This is a genomic window from Streptomyces sp. MH60 (assembly GCF_002939385.1).
Lineage (GTDB): Bacteria > Actinomycetota > Actinomycetes > Streptomycetales > Streptomycetaceae > Streptomyces.
In genome coordinates this window covers 59,655-78,190 of record NZ_MULI01000008.1, presented here as the reverse complement: position 1 = coordinate 78,190, position 18,536 = coordinate 59,655, and the positions used below count along the sequence as shown (strand labels likewise).

13 protein-coding genes are annotated in these 18,536 nt (G+C 69.2%); 3 read left to right on the top strand and 10 right to left on the bottom strand.

Annotated features, from left to right (window positions below):
* Positions 1-28: 28 nt before the first annotated feature.
* From BZZ08_RS08470 to BZZ08_RS08440, 7 genes are read right to left on the bottom strand one after another with little or no spacing between them, the layout of a single operon-like run.
* Entirely contained in the window at positions 29-1,624 is a 1,596-nt protein-coding gene (locus BZZ08_RS08470) for a hypothetical protein (protein WP_104631538.1), read from the bottom strand.
* A 9-nt stretch (positions 1,625-1,633) separates the two neighbouring features.
* Positions 1,634-2,941: a hypothetical protein gene (locus BZZ08_RS08465; protein WP_104631537.1), complete on the bottom strand. Its 1,308-nt coding sequence runs from the start codon at positions 2,939-2,941 to the stop codon at positions 1,634-1,636.
* Between the two features lie 7 nt (positions 2,942-2,948).
* Entirely contained in the window at positions 2,949-4,559 is a 1,611-nt protein-coding gene (locus tag BZZ08_RS39820) for a hypothetical protein (RefSeq protein WP_133169167.1), read from the bottom strand.
* 59 nt (positions 4,560-4,618) lie between these two features.
* A complete protein-coding gene (locus BZZ08_RS08455; RefSeq protein WP_104631535.1) occupies positions 4,619-5,392 on the bottom strand; it encodes a hypothetical protein in 774 nt (257 codons plus the stop codon).
* Between the two features lie 9 nt (positions 5,393-5,401).
* Positions 5,402-9,580: a poly-gamma-glutamate hydrolase family protein gene (locus BZZ08_RS08450; RefSeq protein ID WP_104631534.1), complete on the bottom strand. Its 4,179-nt coding sequence runs from the start codon at positions 9,578-9,580 to the stop codon at positions 5,402-5,404.
* A gap of 15 nt (positions 9,581-9,595) precedes the next feature.
* Positions 9,596-10,933 (bottom strand): DUF7297 family protein, encoded by a 1,338-nt coding sequence (locus tag BZZ08_RS08445; RefSeq protein WP_104631533.1) that lies wholly within the window; start codon positions 10,931-10,933, stop codon positions 9,596-9,598.
* Positions 10,933-12,783, bottom strand: a complete 1,851-nt coding sequence (locus BZZ08_RS08440; protein ID WP_104631532.1) for a baseplate J/gp47 family protein — start codon at positions 12,781-12,783, stop codon at positions 10,933-10,935. Before BZZ08_RS08440 ends, BZZ08_RS08445 begins: the two co-directional genes overlap by 1 nt.
* Before the next feature lie 202 nt (positions 12,784-12,985).
* On the opposite strand from BZZ08_RS08440, the gene BZZ08_RS08435 reads away from it, so the two are divergent.
* Entirely contained in the window at positions 12,986-13,387 is a 402-nt protein-coding gene (locus BZZ08_RS08435) for a hypothetical protein (RefSeq protein ID WP_104631531.1), read from the top strand.
* Here the strand turns inward: BZZ08_RS08435 and BZZ08_RS08430 are convergent.
* Positions 13,377-13,805, bottom strand: a complete 429-nt coding sequence (locus BZZ08_RS08430; RefSeq protein WP_104631530.1) for a hypothetical protein — start codon at positions 13,803-13,805, stop codon at positions 13,377-13,379. The two genes, BZZ08_RS08435 and BZZ08_RS08430, sit on opposite strands and share 11 nt — an antisense overlap.
* A 117-nt stretch (positions 13,806-13,922) precedes the next feature.
* On the opposite strand from BZZ08_RS08430, the gene BZZ08_RS08425 reads away from it, so the two are divergent.
* Together BZZ08_RS08425 and BZZ08_RS08420 are read left to right on the top strand one after the other, a co-directional pair.
* Positions 13,923-14,717 (top strand): division plane positioning ATPase MipZ, encoded by a 795-nt coding sequence (locus tag BZZ08_RS08425; RefSeq protein ID WP_104631529.1) that lies wholly within the window; start codon positions 13,923-13,925, stop codon positions 14,715-14,717.
* Positions 14,714-15,601: a hypothetical protein gene (locus BZZ08_RS08420; RefSeq protein WP_133169166.1), complete on the top strand. Its 888-nt coding sequence runs from the start codon at positions 14,714-14,716 to the stop codon at positions 15,599-15,601. The genes BZZ08_RS08425 and BZZ08_RS08420 overlap by 4 nt, the downstream gene beginning before the upstream one ends.
* Positions 15,602-15,683: 82 nt before the next feature.
* On the opposite strand, the gene BZZ08_RS08415 is transcribed toward BZZ08_RS08420, so the two are convergent.
* A complete protein-coding gene (locus tag BZZ08_RS08415; protein WP_104631527.1) occupies positions 15,684-15,932 on the bottom strand; it encodes a hypothetical protein in 249 nt (82 codons plus the stop codon).
* A complete protein-coding gene (locus BZZ08_RS08410; protein WP_104631526.1) occupies positions 15,932-18,412 on the bottom strand; it encodes a C40 family peptidase in 2,481 nt (826 codons plus the stop codon). Before BZZ08_RS08410 ends, BZZ08_RS08415 begins: the two co-directional genes overlap by 1 nt.
* Positions 18,413-18,536 lie beyond the last annotated feature (124 nt).

Genomic DNA, 18,536 nt, shown 5'->3' with positions numbered 1-18,536 from the left:
CGAGAAAAGAATCGAAATGCTGACAGTGCTAACCGCCGAAGGGGCCCTGGCCGAAGCTGCCCTGTCCGAAGCCGGTGACGGACGTGGGGTCGACCGGGCGGACGACGATCCGGCCGATCTGCGGTGTCCACGCCTGGCTGTTCAGGTCGAGGGTGATCCGCAGGTACTGCATTCCGGCAGGCAGTGGGCGGGCGTTGCCTGCCCAGGCCTGGTTCCAGTCGTCCGCTGTCGGGCTGAGCGGCTGCCATGCCAGGGGGACGGGCGTCCAGGCGGCGTTGTCTGGAGAGACGGCCGCCGTGATTTCGTTGACGTGGTTGTCGGGGTTCCAGTCCTGCCACCAGGTGAAGGCCCTGATGCGGAAGTCGCGGATCCCTTCGGTCTGGTGGTAGGTGATGGTCCCGGGGCCGATGGCGTTGCGCTTGGCCCGGTTCAGGTCGCCTGCCTTCGAGCCGTCGTCGCCTGTCTCCAGGCCCATGTTCGCGTCGTGCGCGAAGGCCTTCGACCAGTCGCTCAGCTCGTCGTCGACCGCCCCGTCCAGCAGGTAGACCATGCCGAGCCGGTCGAGGGCGGACATCAGCGAGAGCAACGCAGCGCGGCCCGGAGTCGAGGTTGACACTCCAGCGGTACTGAGCATGGGCTGCAGCCCCCCGGGTGCGCCGAACGCCCCGACAGTGCTGAGCGGACCGCCGAGTACCGCGCTGGCGCGGGCGCCGAGGAACCGGCCGATGACGGCCTTGCCCAGGACGGCCACGTACGGATCCGAGCCGAGCCAGCTCAGGTCGGGCAGCGCGCCCCGGCCGAGGGCGACGTTCCCGCTCTCAGTGATGTGCGCGCCGCCGCCGACGGTCACCATGTCGCTGGCGGCGGCGACGGTTCCTGCACCGATCACGACGGCACCCCTGGGCGCCGCAGCGGCGCTGGCATCGGAGCCCAGGGCCACCTGATCCGTCGCAGTCGCCTTGGCCCGAGCGCCAAGCGCTACAGAGGACCCTCCTGCGCCAGAGGAGTTGCCGACCGAGACGCCGTTCTCCGCCGCGTCGGCACCGGAGCCCACGGCGGCTGCGCCGGGCCCGTTGGGTACGGCGTTCCGTGCGATCGCCGTGGCGCCCTCGCCCTGGGCTCCGGCGAAGGCCGAGCCGAGCCAGGTCTGGCCGGGGTAGATGTCGGTCAGATTCGTCATCCCCAGCATCGTCGACTCCGGCGCGTCGCCCTCGTGCCGGTGGTACCGGAGCGCGTCGAGAACCTGCCAGATCGCCTTGCCGCCAGGGGACACGACGAGCATGGCCGAGCTGTCGAGTCCGGCGGAGGAGCTGATGTGCACGGGCCTCGTCGTGCGGACCGTGTCCACCGGCGCCGGTGCAATGTCCACGCCGGTGCGGGTGAAGGTGGTGCCACCTGGCAGCAGCGCCTGCACGGTGATCCGCATGGGCGTCTCGGTCCACAGGTTGATGACTGCCGGGTTGATCAGGAGCGGCCACTTCTGCGGAGCGCCACCGGTCGGCTGCAGGTACACCGGATCGTCGACCGGAGCCCCGGTCTCGGCATCCAGCAGCGTCACCTCCGCGTACGGATAGGTGGCACCGGAGGAGTCGATCAGCGGCAGGTACAGGTGGCAGCGGTCCACGGTTACCTCTCAGGCGGCGGGCAGGACGGCGTCGGATGCCATCGGCTGGAAGGCGATGTAGGACCACTGCGTGGAACCGGCGGAGGAGCTGCGGAAGCCGATGCCCTTGCCGCCCGCGTGCGAGTCGACGCTGTAGTACGCGACCGACACTCCGTTGATGAACACCTGGATCCTGTCGGCCCAGTTGCGTATGGCGATGTGGTCGCCGACGGCAGGGGGCGTGGTGAAGACATGGAACCGGGTGAGGACCCCGGCGACATTTTTGTAGATGCCAGCCGATGACAGCTGGTAGTAGTTGTTGGCGTCCACGCGGCGGAAGACCACGGCTCCGCTGGCGCCGGTCCAGCGGGTGCACAGCACTCCGTAGGGCCAGGTCACGTCGAACGTTGCCGACCCGCTGGCGGTGATCGCCAGCCCGTTCTTGCTGGCGGTGACCGTCCCGGTCTTCACCCACGTCTCCCCTGACGGGGTGGTGGTCGGGGTGTACGTGGTCGCCGGTGGGGTCTGGATCGTCAGGGCACCCATGTCGTAGTAGAAGAAGTCGCCGCTGGCGGGCTGCAGTGCCGTCCAGGAGTTGAGGCAGTTCCCCGATCCCCGGCAGTCGTAGCCCATGTATGGGCCGGTGCCAGGCAGGTTCGAGGAGACCGAGGTATCGATCCAGCCCGCAGGGTCGCGGCGGTAGGCGCGCGGTGCCCGGAACGGAATTCCGACAGTGCCGTCCACCAGGCAGAAGACGTTCTGGCCGAAGGCTGCGACCGCGACCGAGTGCGGGTTTCCGTCCCACAGGTTCACGGCGGCAGGCAGCGGGACGGCAGCCGAGTCGGCGCGCTCGGCATCCCACGGGCCCTCGGCGGCCGGAGTCGTGAGCCGCATGCCGACGGAGTTCCCCGCCTGGGTGAATGCGACGTACGACCGTACGTCGGTAGCCGTCCAGGCGTCGCTGCCTGAATGCCGCACCGGGACGACGAAGTCGCGCGGCGCCCAGGTGGAGTCCGGGCTCCGGCCGCCCTCCGGGTTCGCGGCCAGGGTCCCGGACTCCTGCAGGGTGACGCTGAGCCCGACCGAGCCACGGTCTGCGCCGGTCGACCGCAGGACGCCGTACCCGTCAGGACTGCCCTTGATCGCTGCAAACTGGTCGGACCGGAACTGGTCGATGACCCACTGCGGCGAGGACCCGGTGTCACCCAGCAGCGGGGCATAGGTGTACGGCACGAGAGAATAGTCGGGCAGGCCGAGCGTGCCGTCCTCGGTGTCGTCGCGGAGGAATCCGTCGATGGGGCCTGCCGCGACCTGGCCCGGTACAGAAGTCAGAGGCATGGGCTGCTCAGTTCGTGGTGTTGTTGGTGATGAGACCCAGCCCGGCCAGCGCGCCGAGCAGATTCCTCAGAGCGAGGACGCCTCCGTCCGACCCGGTGACGACCGGCCGCACAGTGCCTTCCGCGCCGAAGAAGCCCAGCCTGCTGCTGGCGTCGGTCCCCAGGTTCACGGCTGCCAGCGCGTACAGGCGGTTCGCGATGACGACCGAACGCATCGGAGAGTCGGCGTCGCCGATCATGACCTGCTCGGCTCCGGTTGTCCTGGTCCCGCTGCCGACCGCCGTGGACCCGGAGTGGGTGGCCGCCACCACGGAGTCCGGCCCCAGCGCCGTGGCGCCCGGTGCCAGGGCCTGCGCGTTGCGGCCCAGCGCGAGGGCATTGGCCGCGCCGGTCCCGACGTAGGCGGCGGAGCCGATGGCCGTGCCGTTGGCGCCGTAGACCTGGGCCGACCGCCCGATGGCCGTGCCGTCGGTGGAGTCGACATAGGCGTCGGCCCCGAGAGCGGCCCAGCCGGTTGCGGCCAGGGAACCGCCGGAGCGGGCGCCGATGGAGATGGCCTCCTGCGAAGGCGAATTCGCGTTCTCGCCGATGGCGATTGCGTCGTCGGCCAGGGCCTGGGCTCTGCGTCCGATGGCGATTGCGTCACCACCGGTTGCCTTGGCCGTGGCCCCCATGGCGACCGAGGCAACGCCCGAGGCGTCGGCTGCGGCCCCCAGGAGGACGGACTGGGCTCCGGCACCGGAGTGGGTGTGCGCGGGGACCTGGCCGCCGTACATCGCCTTGAGCCCGGTCATGCGGACCTGGTGGCCGGTGCTGCCGCTGAAGACGGCCGCCCCTTTGGATTCCACCGAGAGGGACTGGTAGGTGCCAGCGGCCAGCGGATAGCGGTAGAAGCCCCAGCCCCGGGTCGCGGTCAGCGTCTCCAGGACGGTCTTCGTGCCGTCCTTGGTGACCGCGACGACGACGCTCTCGCCAGCGGCCAGGGTGGGGCGCAGCCACAGCGACACGAAGCCTGGCTCGATGAACGTGAAGCCCGGGGAGACGAGGACAAGACTGCCCGCATTCCCTGTGTGTGTGGCCTCCAGTGCATAGGTGTAGCCCCGGTCGGCGGGTACGTCGGCGACGTAGCCCCGCTTGCTGGTCGCCGCCTGGGTGAAGGACCAGCCCGCCGGGTCCCGGCCCAGAGCGAAGTCCTCGGCGATGACGGTGACCTGCGGGGTGACGCCGGAGTTCGACGGCACCGGGCCCCAGACTGCGACCCCTGGACTGTTGCCCGCCAGCAGCACGTTGCCTGGGACCTGGGAGCCGGTGATCAGCAGAGGAGAGTCGGAGCGCGTCGTCTCCTCCGGCGGCGGAGCCGCGTCGAGGTAGACCAGGACGTCGGAGTGCTGCTCGCTCTCCACGAGCACGGAGACCCGCTGAGGGGTGTCCACCCAGAAGTCGATCGTGCCGTTGGCCGTGACGTACGGATTGGTCAGGCGCTCGTCACCGGTGGGGCCCTTGTACATCGGCTGGGCGAGCTTCACGGACAGCCCCGCCTCGCGCACCGTGATCTGCGCGCCGTACAGCAGGTCTCCGTTCTCGCCGATGATCGGCCGCATTACGTGTGCTCGCGCCACGATGCCTCCCTCTGCTCACTCCTTGGAGGGCGAACAGGGGGAGGCACACAGCAACCGGTCTACTCTCCGCCGCCCTCGTCGGGCGGTGTCGGCGGAACGTACGGGGGCAGCTTCTGCGTGAACAGCATGCCCGTGTCGGTGACACCGAGGAGGAACGGGATTCCGCCTGGGCTGCGCAGGGTGACCGTACCGGGGATGTCGACCTGGTCCTGCTCCGTGCCGAGCCGGACCTGGTTGGGCCGGTCGGTCGCAGCGCCCGCGCCGATAGCCGTGGAGTGGTCGTAGACGGCCTGGGCGGCATCGCCGAGCGTGGTGGCCTGGGCGCCGGACGACAGAGCCGACTGGCCCACCGCAATGGCCCCGGCCTGCGAGGCGGCCGCCTGGGAGCCTACGGCGATGCTTCCGGCCTCGCTGGTCGCCGTCTGGTATCCGAGAGCCGTGGAGAGGTCGGCAGTGGCCTGCGCGCCGGTGCCCAGGGACGTCGATCCCTGGCCGGACGACAGGGAGTCCGCGCCGACCTGGGTGGAGTCCGCTCCGGTGCCCGGGTGGGAGGAGTCCGCGCCGACCGCGAGGACATCGACGTCGTCCCAGAGCTGCTCGGGGTCGGCGCCGACCGTGATACCGATCTGCAGCCGGGTCGGCGAGTCGAGGTAGAAGTCGACCTCGCCGCCGACGGCCTCCCACGGGTTGGTGTACGTGGCGCCGCCGGTGGCGTTGGTGTAGACGGTGTCGGTGAGCAGGTCGGTGCTCCCGGCGACGCGGAGCCGGATCGTGGCCGTGTCGACCTGGTTGCCCTCCCTGTCCAGGAGGGCACGGTTGAAGTGGGCGCGCACGGGGGCTCCTTAGCGGTTGAGGACGAACGCGTCGGTGAGGGAGCGCTTCGCCGGGGACGGCGGGTTGCCCTCGTCTGTTCCCTCGGCGACGGCCTCGGGCAGGGTGATTGCGGGCAGCGGGTCGGTCTTCGGGGCGGTCTGCCGCAGCCACTGGCGCGAGGCCAGCCACCAGTCCTGCGGGATGGGGTGCTGCCAGCCCTGGAACAGCGGGTCGGCCTCCACCGGCGGGTAGTAGTCGGCGAGCGACGACGGCGAGCCCGCCGCCTGCAGCGTGTCGAGGTAGGGGACGGCGCCGGACAGCGTGGCGTACCAGGGGCGCAGGACGACCGACGACACCGACAGATCGGGGGCGTAGCCGGTGGCCCGCCACCGGAGCTGGGTGCCGCCGGAGCGGTCGACGGCGGGCAGTTCGGGGAACTGGAACACGCCGCGCGGGTTGTTGCGGATGTTCAGCATCTCGTACCAGGTGATGCCTCCGTCGCGGGAGATCTCCCAGATGATGGGGTCGTTGAACACGGCCAGGCTGTCGGTGTGCCAGGCGTCCGTTCCCGCCTCTCCCTGCTGGATGACCCGGACCCGGACGTCATGGATGTTGTCGACGTCCCAGTCCTGGGTGACGTCGCCCCACATGCCGAGGGCCTCCACCCCGCCCCAGGTGCGGGTGCCGCTGGCGGAGACCGTGTCCCAGGTGACCGAGCCGGACGGAGCGCTGGTGCGGACGGTCACGCCGACGTACCACTCCGCGATCTGGGCGGCGTTGATGGTCTGGGATGCCTGCGCGAGGACCCGGCCGTCCCCGTTGACCAGCTGCAGGAGGAGAGGCTGCTGCAGCGGCCCCGTGGTGTAGACGCGGGCTGCCCCGTACAGGCGTCCGCCCGGCGCGGGCTGGACGGGCTGCAGCGACTCGATTCCGCCCAGGTCCGCCTCGCTGGTGGAGTTCTCCACCTCCCACCACAGAGGCCGGTTGGGCAGGGGGTTGGACTCCTCGAAGTCGCCCCAGGTCGGGAACCGGGACTCCAGGGCTCCCCAGGACGACACGGAGTGCCCGCGCGCGACCTCGGCCATCCGGCCGATGGTGGACGCGTACCGGTCCGAGGACTTGATGGTGGCGTCCCCGACCGGCCGCCAGTACCGCAGGCTCGGGTCGTCGAAGTCCGGGTCGGCGACCAGCTGCTGGGCCTCCGAGGTCTGCGCCGCGAACTGCACCGCCAGCACCCGGCGCTTGGAGATGAACGCCTTCGACGTCATCCGGGTGCCCGTCCACGGCGGCTGGCCAGTCGTGACCATCGCGGACCCGGTGTGCTTCCAGCCGCCCTGCTCGCTGTCGGTGTACCCAGTCAGGTACGTGGTGTCGTGGAAAAGCTCCACGTACTGCTCGGTGTCCCGCTGGGCGACCGGGTCGGCGAGGTAGGCCAGCACCTGGCTGATCGCCACGGTGTAGCCGACCTTCGTATCCATGGCCAGCTGCATCGTCTGGTACCGGTGACGGCCGGTGCTGGTGAACCGGGGTGAGCGGGTGCCCGGCAGCGGCATGTACGGGAACCGCTGGCCCGAGCGCCGCAGCTGCTGGGCGGCGAGCGGGTCCGGCGCGTACAGCGCCTCAGTCGACTTGTACGGCACATCGCTGGCGGCGCCGCCGACGATGCGGTTCGCGTCGATGTACTGGTAGACCGCCCCCTGCTCGGTCGCCACCCGCGCCCCGGCCGGGGCCGCACCCGACACCGACGTGCCCGTGGCCATCACCCCGGACGGCTGCCCGCTGTCGGGAGGAAACAGCTGCGTCTCCACCAGCGGCGAGGCCTGCGACGGGGTGAGCACCATCGGCTGCAGGTTGGTGAACTCCATCTTCAGGTGCCGGGCCTTGACCGGCCGGAACTTCAGCAACCCCTTGCGCAAGGTGTAGTCGCCCGGGACCGGCGTCCACACCAGCTCGTCGGTGGCGACCGGAGGGCCACCGATCAGCCCCCACGGACACACCGAGTCGGCGCCCGGGGTGATGAGCACCGGATCCATCCGCAGCAGCGCGCTGGCGCTGGTGTGCGTGGTGGGGTCCACGTTGTGTCCCGGCGGCAGCGCGTAGGCGGCCGGGCTATCCCAGTACTCCTCGATCGTGGTGACATCGGCGGCCCGGCCGCGCGCGAGGAAGAGGTTGACCAGCCGCATGGCACCGCCTTCGCCCTGCAGCGGCCCGCCGAGGCGGATGATGTTCGGCGGCGCCATGCCCTGGACGTGGGTGTGCTCCTGGATCCGCGTGTCCCACGGGGTGCGCACGGTCAGCGTCGAGCCGTCGTAGGCGACGGCAAGCGGGATGCGGGCATTGAAGCCGAAGAGGGCCCGGTCCAGCTCCACCGTCCGCTCGCCCAGGCGTACGGTCAGCACGCCATCGCTGATCATGACCGTGAGTGCAGGCGTGTCCAGGATGGTCCATTGACCGGTCTCGTCCGAGGTGAACTGCGGCTGGACCGTCATGGCCAGCAGGAACGGCTCACCCGGATCGAACTGGCAGGCCCGGTTGTCGATGTCCAGGTACGAGCGGGACGTCTCGAACAGCAGCCCCTCGGAGTCCGCCGTCGGCATCTCGGACGCGGCCCGGACCAGGGGCAGGGTCAGCGGGGTGTCGCTCGGGACGAACCGGTCCGGCACCACCGTCTCGTCCGTGTAGTACAGGTTCACCGACGGCCCGGAGGTGACCGGGTCAACGTACAGCCGGTCCACGACCTGACCGGCGCCCTCGGACGTCCTCAGATCCAGGTACAGGCTCACCACGGCGTTCGGTACCGGCTGCGGAGCACACCGCCAGATACCGGTCGCGGGCGGCACCAGGTTCGCCGCCCGGTTCCGGCGCAGGACGTAGTCGACCTGCGAGCCGAGGATGTCGGTCGACCCGGCGATCGGCACCGTGTTCTCGGCGTCGACCTGGGGAAGCCACGGCAGGTCGGCCAGGGACGCGGCCCGGTAGGACACCAGAGCATCCTTGACCCCGAGCGAGTAGGGCACCGTCTGCCCGTCCAGGGCGCGCGGCGCCGACGACGACGGCAGCCGGGTCATGACGATCCGGAACCGGCTCGCGGTCACCGGCTCCACGTCGACCAGCTGGGGCATCCAGTGCCCGGCCCCGAAGTGCTGCGGGTGCAGCTTCACCTCGTCGGCCACACCGGTCGGGATGACCGCCGGGACCGAGTCCATGATGCTGATCTGGACCGGACCGCCGCCCTTCTGGAGCAGGGGGTGCCACAGGCCGTCCCGGTCCCGGTACTGCACCCAGGCCCGCTGCGGGAACCGTGCCAGAGAGAACGCCACCCTGTTGACCGGCCGGTCCGAGGCCAGAGCGAACTCGAAGACCTCCCGCACCGGATCCCCGTTGGGCCGGGGCGCGCTGGACCAGAACCGCTCATTGTCCGCGCTGACCTGCCGCTTGCTGGCGAGCCTGACCGCGTCCTTGAGCGAGTCAAGGGGCATGCCGTCCACGGTCAAGGGCGCCAGCGCCGGGATTCCGTAGTCGCCCGAGACCGAGCCCGTCGCACTGACCGGCCGAGCCGAGGTGCGCGCCGACGTGCCCACTGCCTTGACCGGCACGTCCAGTCCGTTGAGCGCGGTCTGGACCGCCGTGACGTAGGCGTAGAACAGGGCGGTCCGGGGACCGCTGTCCCGGCCGTCTCGGCTGAAGTCCTCGAAGAACGCCTCACGCAGCGCGGCCGTCAGCTCCAGCTGCACGCCCTTGGCGCGCGAGCCCTTGTTCACGACGTTCGCAGGGTCCGAGCTGTTCAGCTCCGTGTCGCCCGCCTCGACCGCGAACCCGGCCCGCGCCAGCTCGTCCTGCAGCCGGGACGCGATCTCGGTGTCCAGGCCCCCGACGTACGTCACCTGTTCGTCCCCGGCCGTTCCGTGCCAGGAAATGACGTAGTCGCTGGCCGCGACGAGGTCCAGGACCTGCGGCTCGTCGTAGTTGGTCGAGGTGATGTACAGGTCGGAGTTGCCCGACGTCAGCATGCCGTCGAACGCGTAGAAGCGGCTGGCCGACCCGGCCAGGTAGTCGGCGATCTCCAGCGTGCCCGGCTCGATGCCGCCGCCGTGGATTGCGATGTGAGCCAGCCGGGAGCCCGGAGGAGTACGCACCAGCAGCCGGTAGTCCACGCCGATCTGCCGCGCGGCGGCCAGCGCGGCGTAGTCCGGATACAGGTCGGCCATGAGATCCCCTACGGCTTACTCGGTGGGAAGGACAGTGCGGCGGTCGCCGCTGTAGGCGTTGGCGACGAGCACCCCGTCGGCACCCGCCCGCGCGGCCTGGCTCAGCAGCGGGTCAAGGGCCCCCAGCGACGCCCGGTAGACGGTCGACGTCCCGTCACGCCAGACCACCGTCTGGTCAAGCGAGTCAAGACCGAGGTCCGGGACCGCTCCAGGTTCGGTGAAGTTCGTCGGGTCATCAGGGTTGACCGCGTACGAACGGCAGGTTGGCATCTGCGAGCCGTACGACCACTCGTCACCCAGCCGCGTCGTCAGCGGCGGACGCGGCAGCGCCCGCGCGGAGGCCGGGTCAACCCCCTCCTGCTCCTGCACCGCCGACAGCGGGTAGGGGTTCGTGCCCAAGGGGACTTGACCGGGCGTGACCTGGGTGACGATCTCCCAGTTCTCGCTGTCGGCCCGCACCCCGGCGATCCCCCGCGCCGCCAGCGCCGAAGCCCCGTCAGTGTCGACCGTGAGCAGGACATGAGCGGGCTTGACCCGCTCAAGGACCCGCACCAGGGCCGACTCGTCACTCGCTCGCTGCGCCCGTCCGGCCGGGGTGGCCGCGTAGTCACGGTTGACCCGGACCAGGACCTCCGACCGGGTCAGGACACCGGACCGGCCGTAGAACGGCGTGCCCTCCAGCGTCCCCCAGATCTGGCCGTCGTACTCGCCCCAGGTGCCGCCCTCCATCCACTCCCAGGTGTGCCCGGCCTCGTCCGGGTCCCCGGCAGCGTCCAGCAGCGCCCAGGACTCGTAGATGTCCGCCTCGACACCGGTGACGGCCTCGGCCGCCGCCTGCAGGCCCGGCAGCGTCCCGCCCATGGCGATCGAGTGCGCGAGCGCCGTCATCCGGTCCCGGAAGCTCGCGTCGGCCGCCTCGATCGAGTCCCACTCCGCCGCCGTGGCGGTCGACGTCTCCATCGGGTTGATCGGCAGCTGCTCAGCACCGGTCCTGGTGGCACCGAACAGCGCACCGTAGAACCGGTCGAGATCAAAGAATCTGGCCCCGGACGACGACAGGCTCTCCAGCTGCGCGATCAGAAGCCTCTTGCGGAGCTGCCCGACACCGGAGTCGCCGAGCAGGGCCTGCATCAGCCGCACCAGGTGCGAGGTGGGCCGGAGGTCGTAGATCTCCTCCGGGAAGTGCCGCAGCTGCTCGGACACGGCCAGGTCCGCCACCAGCATGCCCGTGCCGCTGGCCAGCGCCGTGGACTGCGGCACGGTGATGTCGGCCTGGAGCGGGATCAGGCCGCCCGGGATCACGTCCCTGCCGTAGTTCCCCTGCCCCTGGTGGAGCTGGTCGTCGGTCGCCATCACAGGACTCCGAAGCTGTTGCGGGCCAGGGTCTTGAAGGCGATACCGCCCAGGACCGGCAGCTCGTCGTCGCGGAAGTAGACGTCCTTGGCCCGGCCGGTCGACGCCTCGACGTGAGACTTGAGCGCGGCCGAGTCCGGGGAGGAGTTCGGCACGATCTCCTGGATCCCGACGACCGAGGCGTTCGGGTTGGCCGGGTTGTACCCGGTCACGTCGCCGCCGTGGAGCAGCCGGACGTTGTCCACCCCGGGCACCTGGTGGATGACCGCGAGGACGTCGGAGATCTGGATGCTGGAGTTGAAGTCCATCCGGTTCAGGTAGTCACTCAAGGCCGTCCTGATCGAGTCCTGGACCGAGTCAACCGCCCCCGTGGAGGACGCCGCGTACATCACGCCGAGCGAGAACCTGAGCCACCGCTGCTTCGCCTGGTGGACCTTCGCGTCGATCCCGACCAGCCGCCACCGGTTGACCGCGTCCTGGACCGAGGCGGGCACCTCGTTGTACGTGTAGTCGCCCGCGTTGCCCACCGCCAGCGGCGTGCCGTCGGCGGGCAGGTAGGTACGGTGCCACTCCAGACCGAACCGGCTCGTCGGCGTCCAGCCCTCCACCGTGTCCTCGTGCACGACCTGGTAGGCGTACGTCACCCCGTTCGCGATCGTCCCGAGCGGGTTCGCCTTCGTGGCCAGCCCGTACGTCGTCGCCCCGACCACCAGCGTGGACGGCACCGTCAGGATCGGTCCGAACGGCAGCGGCACGAAGATGTTGGCCGCCGTCGGCCGCGTCTGGTCCGCGCGCAGCCAGTCCCCGGTGAACAGGTCCAGCGTCGACACCGTCTGGAACTTCTTCTCGGTCTGGAAGACCAGGCTGGCCTGCGCCCCCTGCGCGCGGATGCCGCCGGTGAAGAGGTCGATCCGGTTGGTGATGTTCTGGTCCGGATCGTTCCGGCTCACCACCGGCAGGTACTGGTAGTCCACGGTCAGCAGCTCACCGGCCGCCGGGAACGTGGACGACAGCCCACGGATCTGCGGCGGGTTCGCCGGGATCCACTCGTAGTCGTAGTCCTTCAGCAGCGGGATGCCGTCGGCCTTCGTCACCTGCACCGGCGACGAGTAGACGTACCGGGCGTCCTCGATCTCGCAGACCACGTCCCCGCTGACCGGGACCTGGAGGATCTCCGACCGCGTCCGGGAGGAGCCGACCACGGACACCGCGTAGCAGTCCGTGTCATCCAGGGCCACGCCCCGGTACATCTGCTCGGTCCCGGCCAGCGACCGGAAGACCGTGGACTTCCAGCGGGTCCGCAGCTCCGAGTCGGTCTCCCGCGAGGTGCCCCCGGTGAAGGCGGCCGTGTTGACCACCGAGTTGACCCCCTGGATCGGCGACGTGATCAGGGTCGCCGTCCCCGCCCCCAGGTTGCCCTCCGGCCCGGCCGTGACCGCCTGGACCGGCACCGTGACCGACGTGACCCCAGGCATGAGCGTGCCGCCGGTGACCGTGGTGACCACGATCGCCGAGTCCGCCGCCGACGAGATCTCCGTGCCCACGGGGATGAACACCGTGGCGGTCAGGTCGCCGGTCCGGGAGAACGTGACCGTGCCGACCGCGCGCCGGGCCGGGATCCGGGCGATGCCGAACAGCTGGCAGAACGAGTCCAAGTCCTGGTCCACCTTGCTGTCGATGTCGTAGGCGTACGACAGCAGGTGGTTCTCGACGTAGGCGTCCGCCAGGCTGGCCGCGACCGCGTCCAGGATCTTCCGGGCCGGAGTGCCGATGGACGTGTCCAGCTCCGGGTCGGAGACCAGCAGCGCGTCACGCATCTGCGTGACGATGTCCTCCCGTGAAACACCCATGCGCGGCGCCCTCCCTCTCGTCACCCCTTGAGGACGAGCGGGAGGCTCCTCACAGCAATTCCGTGACCACGCGGCCGATGCCGCGTACGTTGCTCATGGGTCGCCTGCGGGTCGCCACCGTGGGGTCTGGAGATACGGGCGATGGCATCAAACCAAGCTGGGGTTCGAGTCCCCGCCGACCCCCCTCACAAGGAGCAGCAGCATGCCCGACTACGCAGACTTCGACGCCGAGAAGGTCGCTCACGGTATCCGTCTCGGAGGCGGAGGCGCCACGTTGGACGCCTACGTCGGCGAGGCCCTCACTGTCGCCGACCTGGAGGACCTCCTGCGCCCAGACCTGCGCGACGACGAGGACTCCCCGGCTTCCTCTTCGCGCCTTGGCCAGCTCCGTGTCCGCGACATGATCGACAGCTTCACCATGGCGTGCGACTGGTACGGGTACCTGCCCGGCCACTACGAGACCCGTGACACAGCCCTCGTCGCCTACGGCTACATCCTCGGCGGGGAACAGGCAGGCTCCCTGAACGTGATCGCCCGCCCCCGGCCCGAACCGATCACCGAGCAGGAGCTGGAGCGGTTCGCGCGAGACATGGCTACGTCGTGACCGTCCGAAGCACCTTGACCGTCGCACCGGACTGGGTCTTGAGCGCGATCGTCACCTTGAGCGTGTCGTACTGCAGCTCCGTGTTGATCGACGTGACCTCCTTGACCACGTCCTGGTAGCTGAACCGGGACCGTGACCGGGACAGCGCGTCGGCCGCGATCTGCGCCTGCTGCGCGTCCACGTACTGCTGGATGACCCGCACGATCTCCGACCGCACGAGCAGCTCCAGCTCGGCCGTCAGCGGCTCACCGATGTGCGAGGCCAGCACCGAGCCGAACTCCGGGTGGTACGGGTCGTGCCCGAACGGCTCGGCAAGCGCCAGGCCCAGGTCCTGCCGGATCCGGGGCGCACCCGTGACCGTCCGGTAGCCGCCCTCACCGAGGGCCAGGTCTCCGCCAACGAGCGCCAGCGTCTTCATGGGCCACCTCCTCACCCCTTTCTGGCGCCGATCCGGCCCGAAACACGGCCTCCTGGCCCACGGACGCAGTGCCGTACGGCAAGATGTGGGGCGTCATCCCGCCTAGGAGTTGAAAACATGTCCAACTGGAGACACAAGCCGGACAGTGAGAAGGAACTGCGCCGACTCATCGCCCCCATCCAGGCCATCGTGAAGTGGGTGAAGACCCGCCGAGGCTTCGTCATCGGCGTCGGAATCTTGAAGGGCGGCACTGGCAAGAGCACCACTGTGCTCTACCTCGCCCTCTACTTCTCCCTGGTGCTGGGCCTCGACGTGGTCGTGGTCGACACCGACGACAACTCGCAGTCCATCGCCCGCTGGTACGCCATGCACAAGAGGATGGGCGACAAGATCCCGTTCAAGCTGGTGGTGCACCCTTCCACGGGGCCGGATGCCATCTCCCTGAAGAAGCGACTCCGGCCGCTCCGGGAGAAGCACGACGTGGTCATTGTCGACCTCGGAGGAGGCGACAAGGAGACCTTCATCGACCTGTGCGCGCAGGCACGCCTGCTGCTCATGCCCAGCGCGCCGTCTGGGTGGGAGACCGACCGCATTCAGGCGACCCTGCAGACGGCCGCCAGCGCGGCGATCCTCAACCAGGAGGGCCTCTCGGTCTACAACTTCTTCACGAGGTGTGATTTCACCTCCACCCTCGCCGAGGAGGAGCGTGAGGCGATGGCGGAGGACCTCAGTGACGAGGACGAGGACTTCGTGCCTCCGCCCTTCCTCGACCCCTACTTCGACATCAGCAAGGCCCCCCACCACGGTCGGTCCTGGAACGTTATGCCGAAGAGGGGCGATCTGGAGGAGTGGGGACTTCTGGTCCGTCACGCCATGAAGGGCATCATCGAAGAGGAGGACGAGGTCGCGTGAGTACCGCAGCCAAGAGCGGCGGGAAGAGTCCCGCCGCAGCCAAGTTCGGCGGCCGGGGAGCCCAGGCCGCAGCCGCCCGCAGAGCCGCAGGAAAGCCGGTCGCCCGGCGTGGAGAAGAGGCGCCTTCCGAAACCGCCGGAACAGGTGCCACGGCCGAGGAGCCCCAGGTGCCCAACCCGGCTGCTCCGGCGCCGATCGAAGGTATCGTGCACGATCCCGAGCCGGAGGACCCCTTCACGTACGTTCCGGCGCCGAAGGACATCAGTGACCTTCAGCACCTTGCCTATGCGGAACGTCAGATCCGCAAGGTCGGTGAGGCAGCCGGAGACAGGTTTGCCCGGCTGGAGGCCAACTACTGGATCATCACGGGGCGCTGGTTCTCCGAGGTCCAGAAGAAGGGGAGCTACAAGGCGGGCGGTCACAAGTCCGTCGAGAAGTTCGCCAAGTCCATCGGGTTCGAGCGGCACATCTACTACCGCGCGATTCGGCATCACGTCGTCTACTCGGCACTCGAAGGCCTTGTTGAGTCTCCTCTGGCCCAGCTGGTCGTGGAGCAGCTCTACACCCTGGGCAAGGACGACCCGGCCCTCCTGCGGGAGAAATACGTCGAGTTGGCAGCCAAGGGGCCAGTGACCGTGGGAGCCGTGAAGAGCCTGCGTCGCCTCATGGACGCTACTGCTCTCGCTGCTCAGGAGCCAAAGGCGATTGAAGGACGCCAGCCGCGCCCCGTCTCGGAACGCCTCAGGGAGGCCCGCGCCGCAGGAAAGATCGACTTGGGGCTGCTCAAGGAGCTGGTGAAGGTCGGCGACCGGCAGTCCGCGCAGGAGTACGTGGACGAGATGAAGAAGCGGGTGGCCGAGGCCGAAGGGCTGCTCGGAGGCTGACCTGATTCTGTGACATGCATGTCACAGATCTGGGGCGGTCGGAAACTGTGACATGCATGTCACAGAATTCGGCCGCCCCTCCTTATGCCCCGAACTCCAGCCTCGCGGCGAAGGACCAGACCCCGTAGGTCCGGTCGACGACCCAGGTCTGGCCGACCTCCAGCTCGATGCCGGTGCGGTGGATGGCCGTGGTGGCCTCCAGGTACTGGCCCTCGGTGTCGATGCAGATGGCCATCCGCTTCTCGGGGAGGATCTCCTTCACCTTGACCTGCTTGATGGTCCAGCCCAGGCCGTAGGAGGCCGCGTTGCCGGGGCCGCGCATCGGCATCATCAGTTGCCTCCCGCCATCGGCAGGCCGAGGAGCTTCTTGCCGCCCGTGAGCCGGGCCGGAGCGGCCACCTGGACCGAGGTGTTGAAGTAGCCGCTCTCGCCGAACTTGAAGGAGTGCGTCACCGTCGTCACGTACGCCTGGAAGTTGAAGGCGGGGAACTGCAGCAGCATCCCCGGCCACACCTCCGGCATCCACGTCAGCGGGATCGACGCGCTGTACTGGTAGGCGAACTGGCGCAGGAACAGGAAGATGGCGGAGAAGAACTGGGCCTTCGGGCCGACCAGGCCGGGCAGCTGCTGGTAGTCCGGCCGGGCGCCGAACCGCTGCTTGATCCAGTTCGCGTACTCCTCCGCCTCCTTCTCGGACATGTCCATCCCGAAGAGGGCCTTCCACACGCCCGGGAAGTCGATCGTCACCACACCGCTGGTGAGGATGGCGGCCTGGGCCAGGTAGCTCTCGCCGACGGAACTCTGCACCGTGCCGGTCGCCGGGTCGAAGAGGTTGCCGCCCAGCGGTGCCGTCACGGCGAACTGGTGCGTGACCATGTAGTCGTCGCTCCAGGACACCTCGAAGTCCTGGACCTCGATCGGCTCGATCACCATCTTCGCGGCCGTGCCCCACATCCCGTAGTAGTCCGGGTACCAGGCGATCAGGTCGCCGTTCGGGGCCGAGCAGAACGAGCGCATCGTCGAGTTGAAGAGGTTCTTCAGGTACGGCAGCAGCGGCTGGTCGTTGAGGAGCGCGCGCGGACCGACCAGGGCCTGCGCGATGAAGTAGTTCGGGTCGTTCTCGGCGGTGCTGATCGGCAGCCACGCGTTGTCGCCGAACATCTTGTCGAAGGGGTCGTCCGGGTTGTAGCCGGGCGCGTCGGCGCCGGTGACCAGCTCGACGCCCGGGTCGGTCGGCTCCGGGATCTCGGTGCCGCCGTCGTTCTCCCCGAAGATGACCCCGCCCGCGCCGGTGGTGTAGGAGATGCGCGGCAGGAAGCCGCCGTAGTCCCAGTACGAGGCAGGCAGGGTCGGACCGACACCGACGTTCGGGTTGGCCCGCCTGCTGTGCGCGCCGATCGTGTCCTTGCCGTTGCCCAGGCTCATCTCGACGTGGTGGATCCCGCTCGGGCTGGAGCCCTTGAAGAGGAGCGCGCCCGGCGTGTCCAGAGCCGTCTTGACCGAGATTTTTTTGCAGAAGGCGTACTGGGCGGAGGCGACGCGCGGCACGTTGTACAGCGCCCCCAGCCCGCGCAGGTACATGGCCTGGATGAAGCTGGAGCAGTCCAGGCCGGGCGGCGGCTCGGCCTTCAGGATGCTCATCTGGGTGCCGCCGTACTGCTGGGTGTACGGGATCGACGGGTACTTCTTGCAGAAGTTCACCGCGAGCTGCGCGAGGGCCACACCGCTGATGGTGCCCTGCGGCTTCGAGTCAAGGGCGTCCTTCGACCCGCCGCCCTTCTCCAGGTCGCGGACCATCGCGGTCGCGGGCTTCTCATGCTTCTCGTACGCGCGGGGGAAGGCAGAGCGCTGGACCTTCTGGCAGACCTCCCACATCTCCAGCCGGTCGCGGCCCTTGAGCTTGAAGAGTGTCTCGTAGAACTTCCCCGCCGCGTACTCGGGGTTCATGATCTGCTCCCGGGTGCCCCAGCCCTGGCTCGGGCGCTGCTGGAACAGGCCGACGGAGTCCCGGTCGCCGTGGGTGAGGTTGTTCAGGCCGGACTCCTGCATCGCCGTCATGATCGCGATGATGCAGTCCCGGGTCGACGCCCCGCGCTGCTTGCCGACGGAGTAGATCGTCGCCGCGTTCGACTTCTGCTCGGAGCTGTTGAACCCGCCGTACGTCCCCGTCAGGGCGGACGCGTCGGCGCCCCCCGCTCCCACGGACGCGGTGCCCAGCGATTCGAGGAGGGTCCGCGCGACCTCGTCGGCCTCGTCCAGCTCGGCGTTGATCTGCTTGGCCAGGGCCTCGATGACCGAGTACCAGTTCCCGGGGATCCGGGCGATGTGCACCTTCGACTCCGGCCAGCCGACGACCTTCTTCAGGATCGTCAGGACGACGTTGGTCATGCCGCCGTCGGAGATGGTGTTGTCCTTGGCCGCGTCCGAGAGGGCCTGGCGGACCATGGCCTGCGAGGCCTCGGCGTGAGAGTCCCAGAACCAGTACTGCAGGCGCTTGAGGCTGCACGAGGCGGTCACGTGGACGACGCGCGGCCACGCGGTCACCAGCGGCACTTTGTTGAGGTAGCCGGTGAAGACCTGGACCCACTTCAGCCGCTTCATCTGCACGCTGATGCGGTCGTTCGGCGTGAGCACCCCGTCGTACTTCCGGCGCGCGTTCTGCAGGGCGAACCGGAACGTGGAGACGCCGTCGGAGCGACGGACCAGCTCACCGTCGACCAGGTCGTCGGAGACGTCGATGATCCCGTGCTTCTCCGTCGCGATGTAGACCTTCACGCCCGGCGCACTCACGAAGTTCGGAATCAGGACCACCTCCGCCCCTTGGGGCGAATGGCGGACGAGGAGACACGAGCCCCGCTACGCTGAGGGCGCTTCCCGTCGTTGGGAGTCGGCCTTCGTCCGGCTGAGCGGCCCGCCCGTGCCGAAGAACGTAGGG

Bases quoted from the DNA above. Each gene is read 5' to 3' on its own strand.
- BZZ08_RS08465 (WP_104631537.1), bottom strand. From the start codon at position 2,941: ATGCCTCTGACTTCTGTACCGGGCCAGGTCGCGGCAGGCCCCATCGAC.
- BZZ08_RS08450 (WP_104631534.1), bottom strand. From the start codon at position 9,580: ATGGCCGACCTGTATCCGGACTACGCCGCGCTGGCCGCCGCGCGGCAG.
- BZZ08_RS08445 (WP_104631533.1), bottom strand. From the start codon at position 10,933: ATGGCGACCGACGACCAGCTCCACCAGGGGCAGGGGAACTACGGCAGG.
- BZZ08_RS08440 (WP_104631532.1), bottom strand. From the start codon at position 12,783: ATGGGTGTTTCACGGGAGGACATCGTCACGCAGATGCGTGACGCGCTG.
- BZZ08_RS08435 (WP_104631531.1), top strand. From the start codon at position 12,986: ATGCCCGACTACGCAGACTTCGACGCCGAGAAGGTCGCTCACGGTATC.
- BZZ08_RS08430 (WP_104631530.1), bottom strand. From the start codon at position 13,805: ATGAAGACGCTGGCGCTCGTTGGCGGAGACCTGGCCCTCGGTGAGGGC.
- BZZ08_RS08425 (WP_104631529.1), top strand. From the start codon at position 13,923: ATGTCCAACTGGAGACACAAGCCGGACAGTGAGAAGGAACTGCGCCGA.
- BZZ08_RS08415 (WP_104631527.1), bottom strand. From the start codon at position 15,932: ATGATGCCGATGCGCGGCCCCGGCAACGCGGCCTCCTACGGCCTGGGC.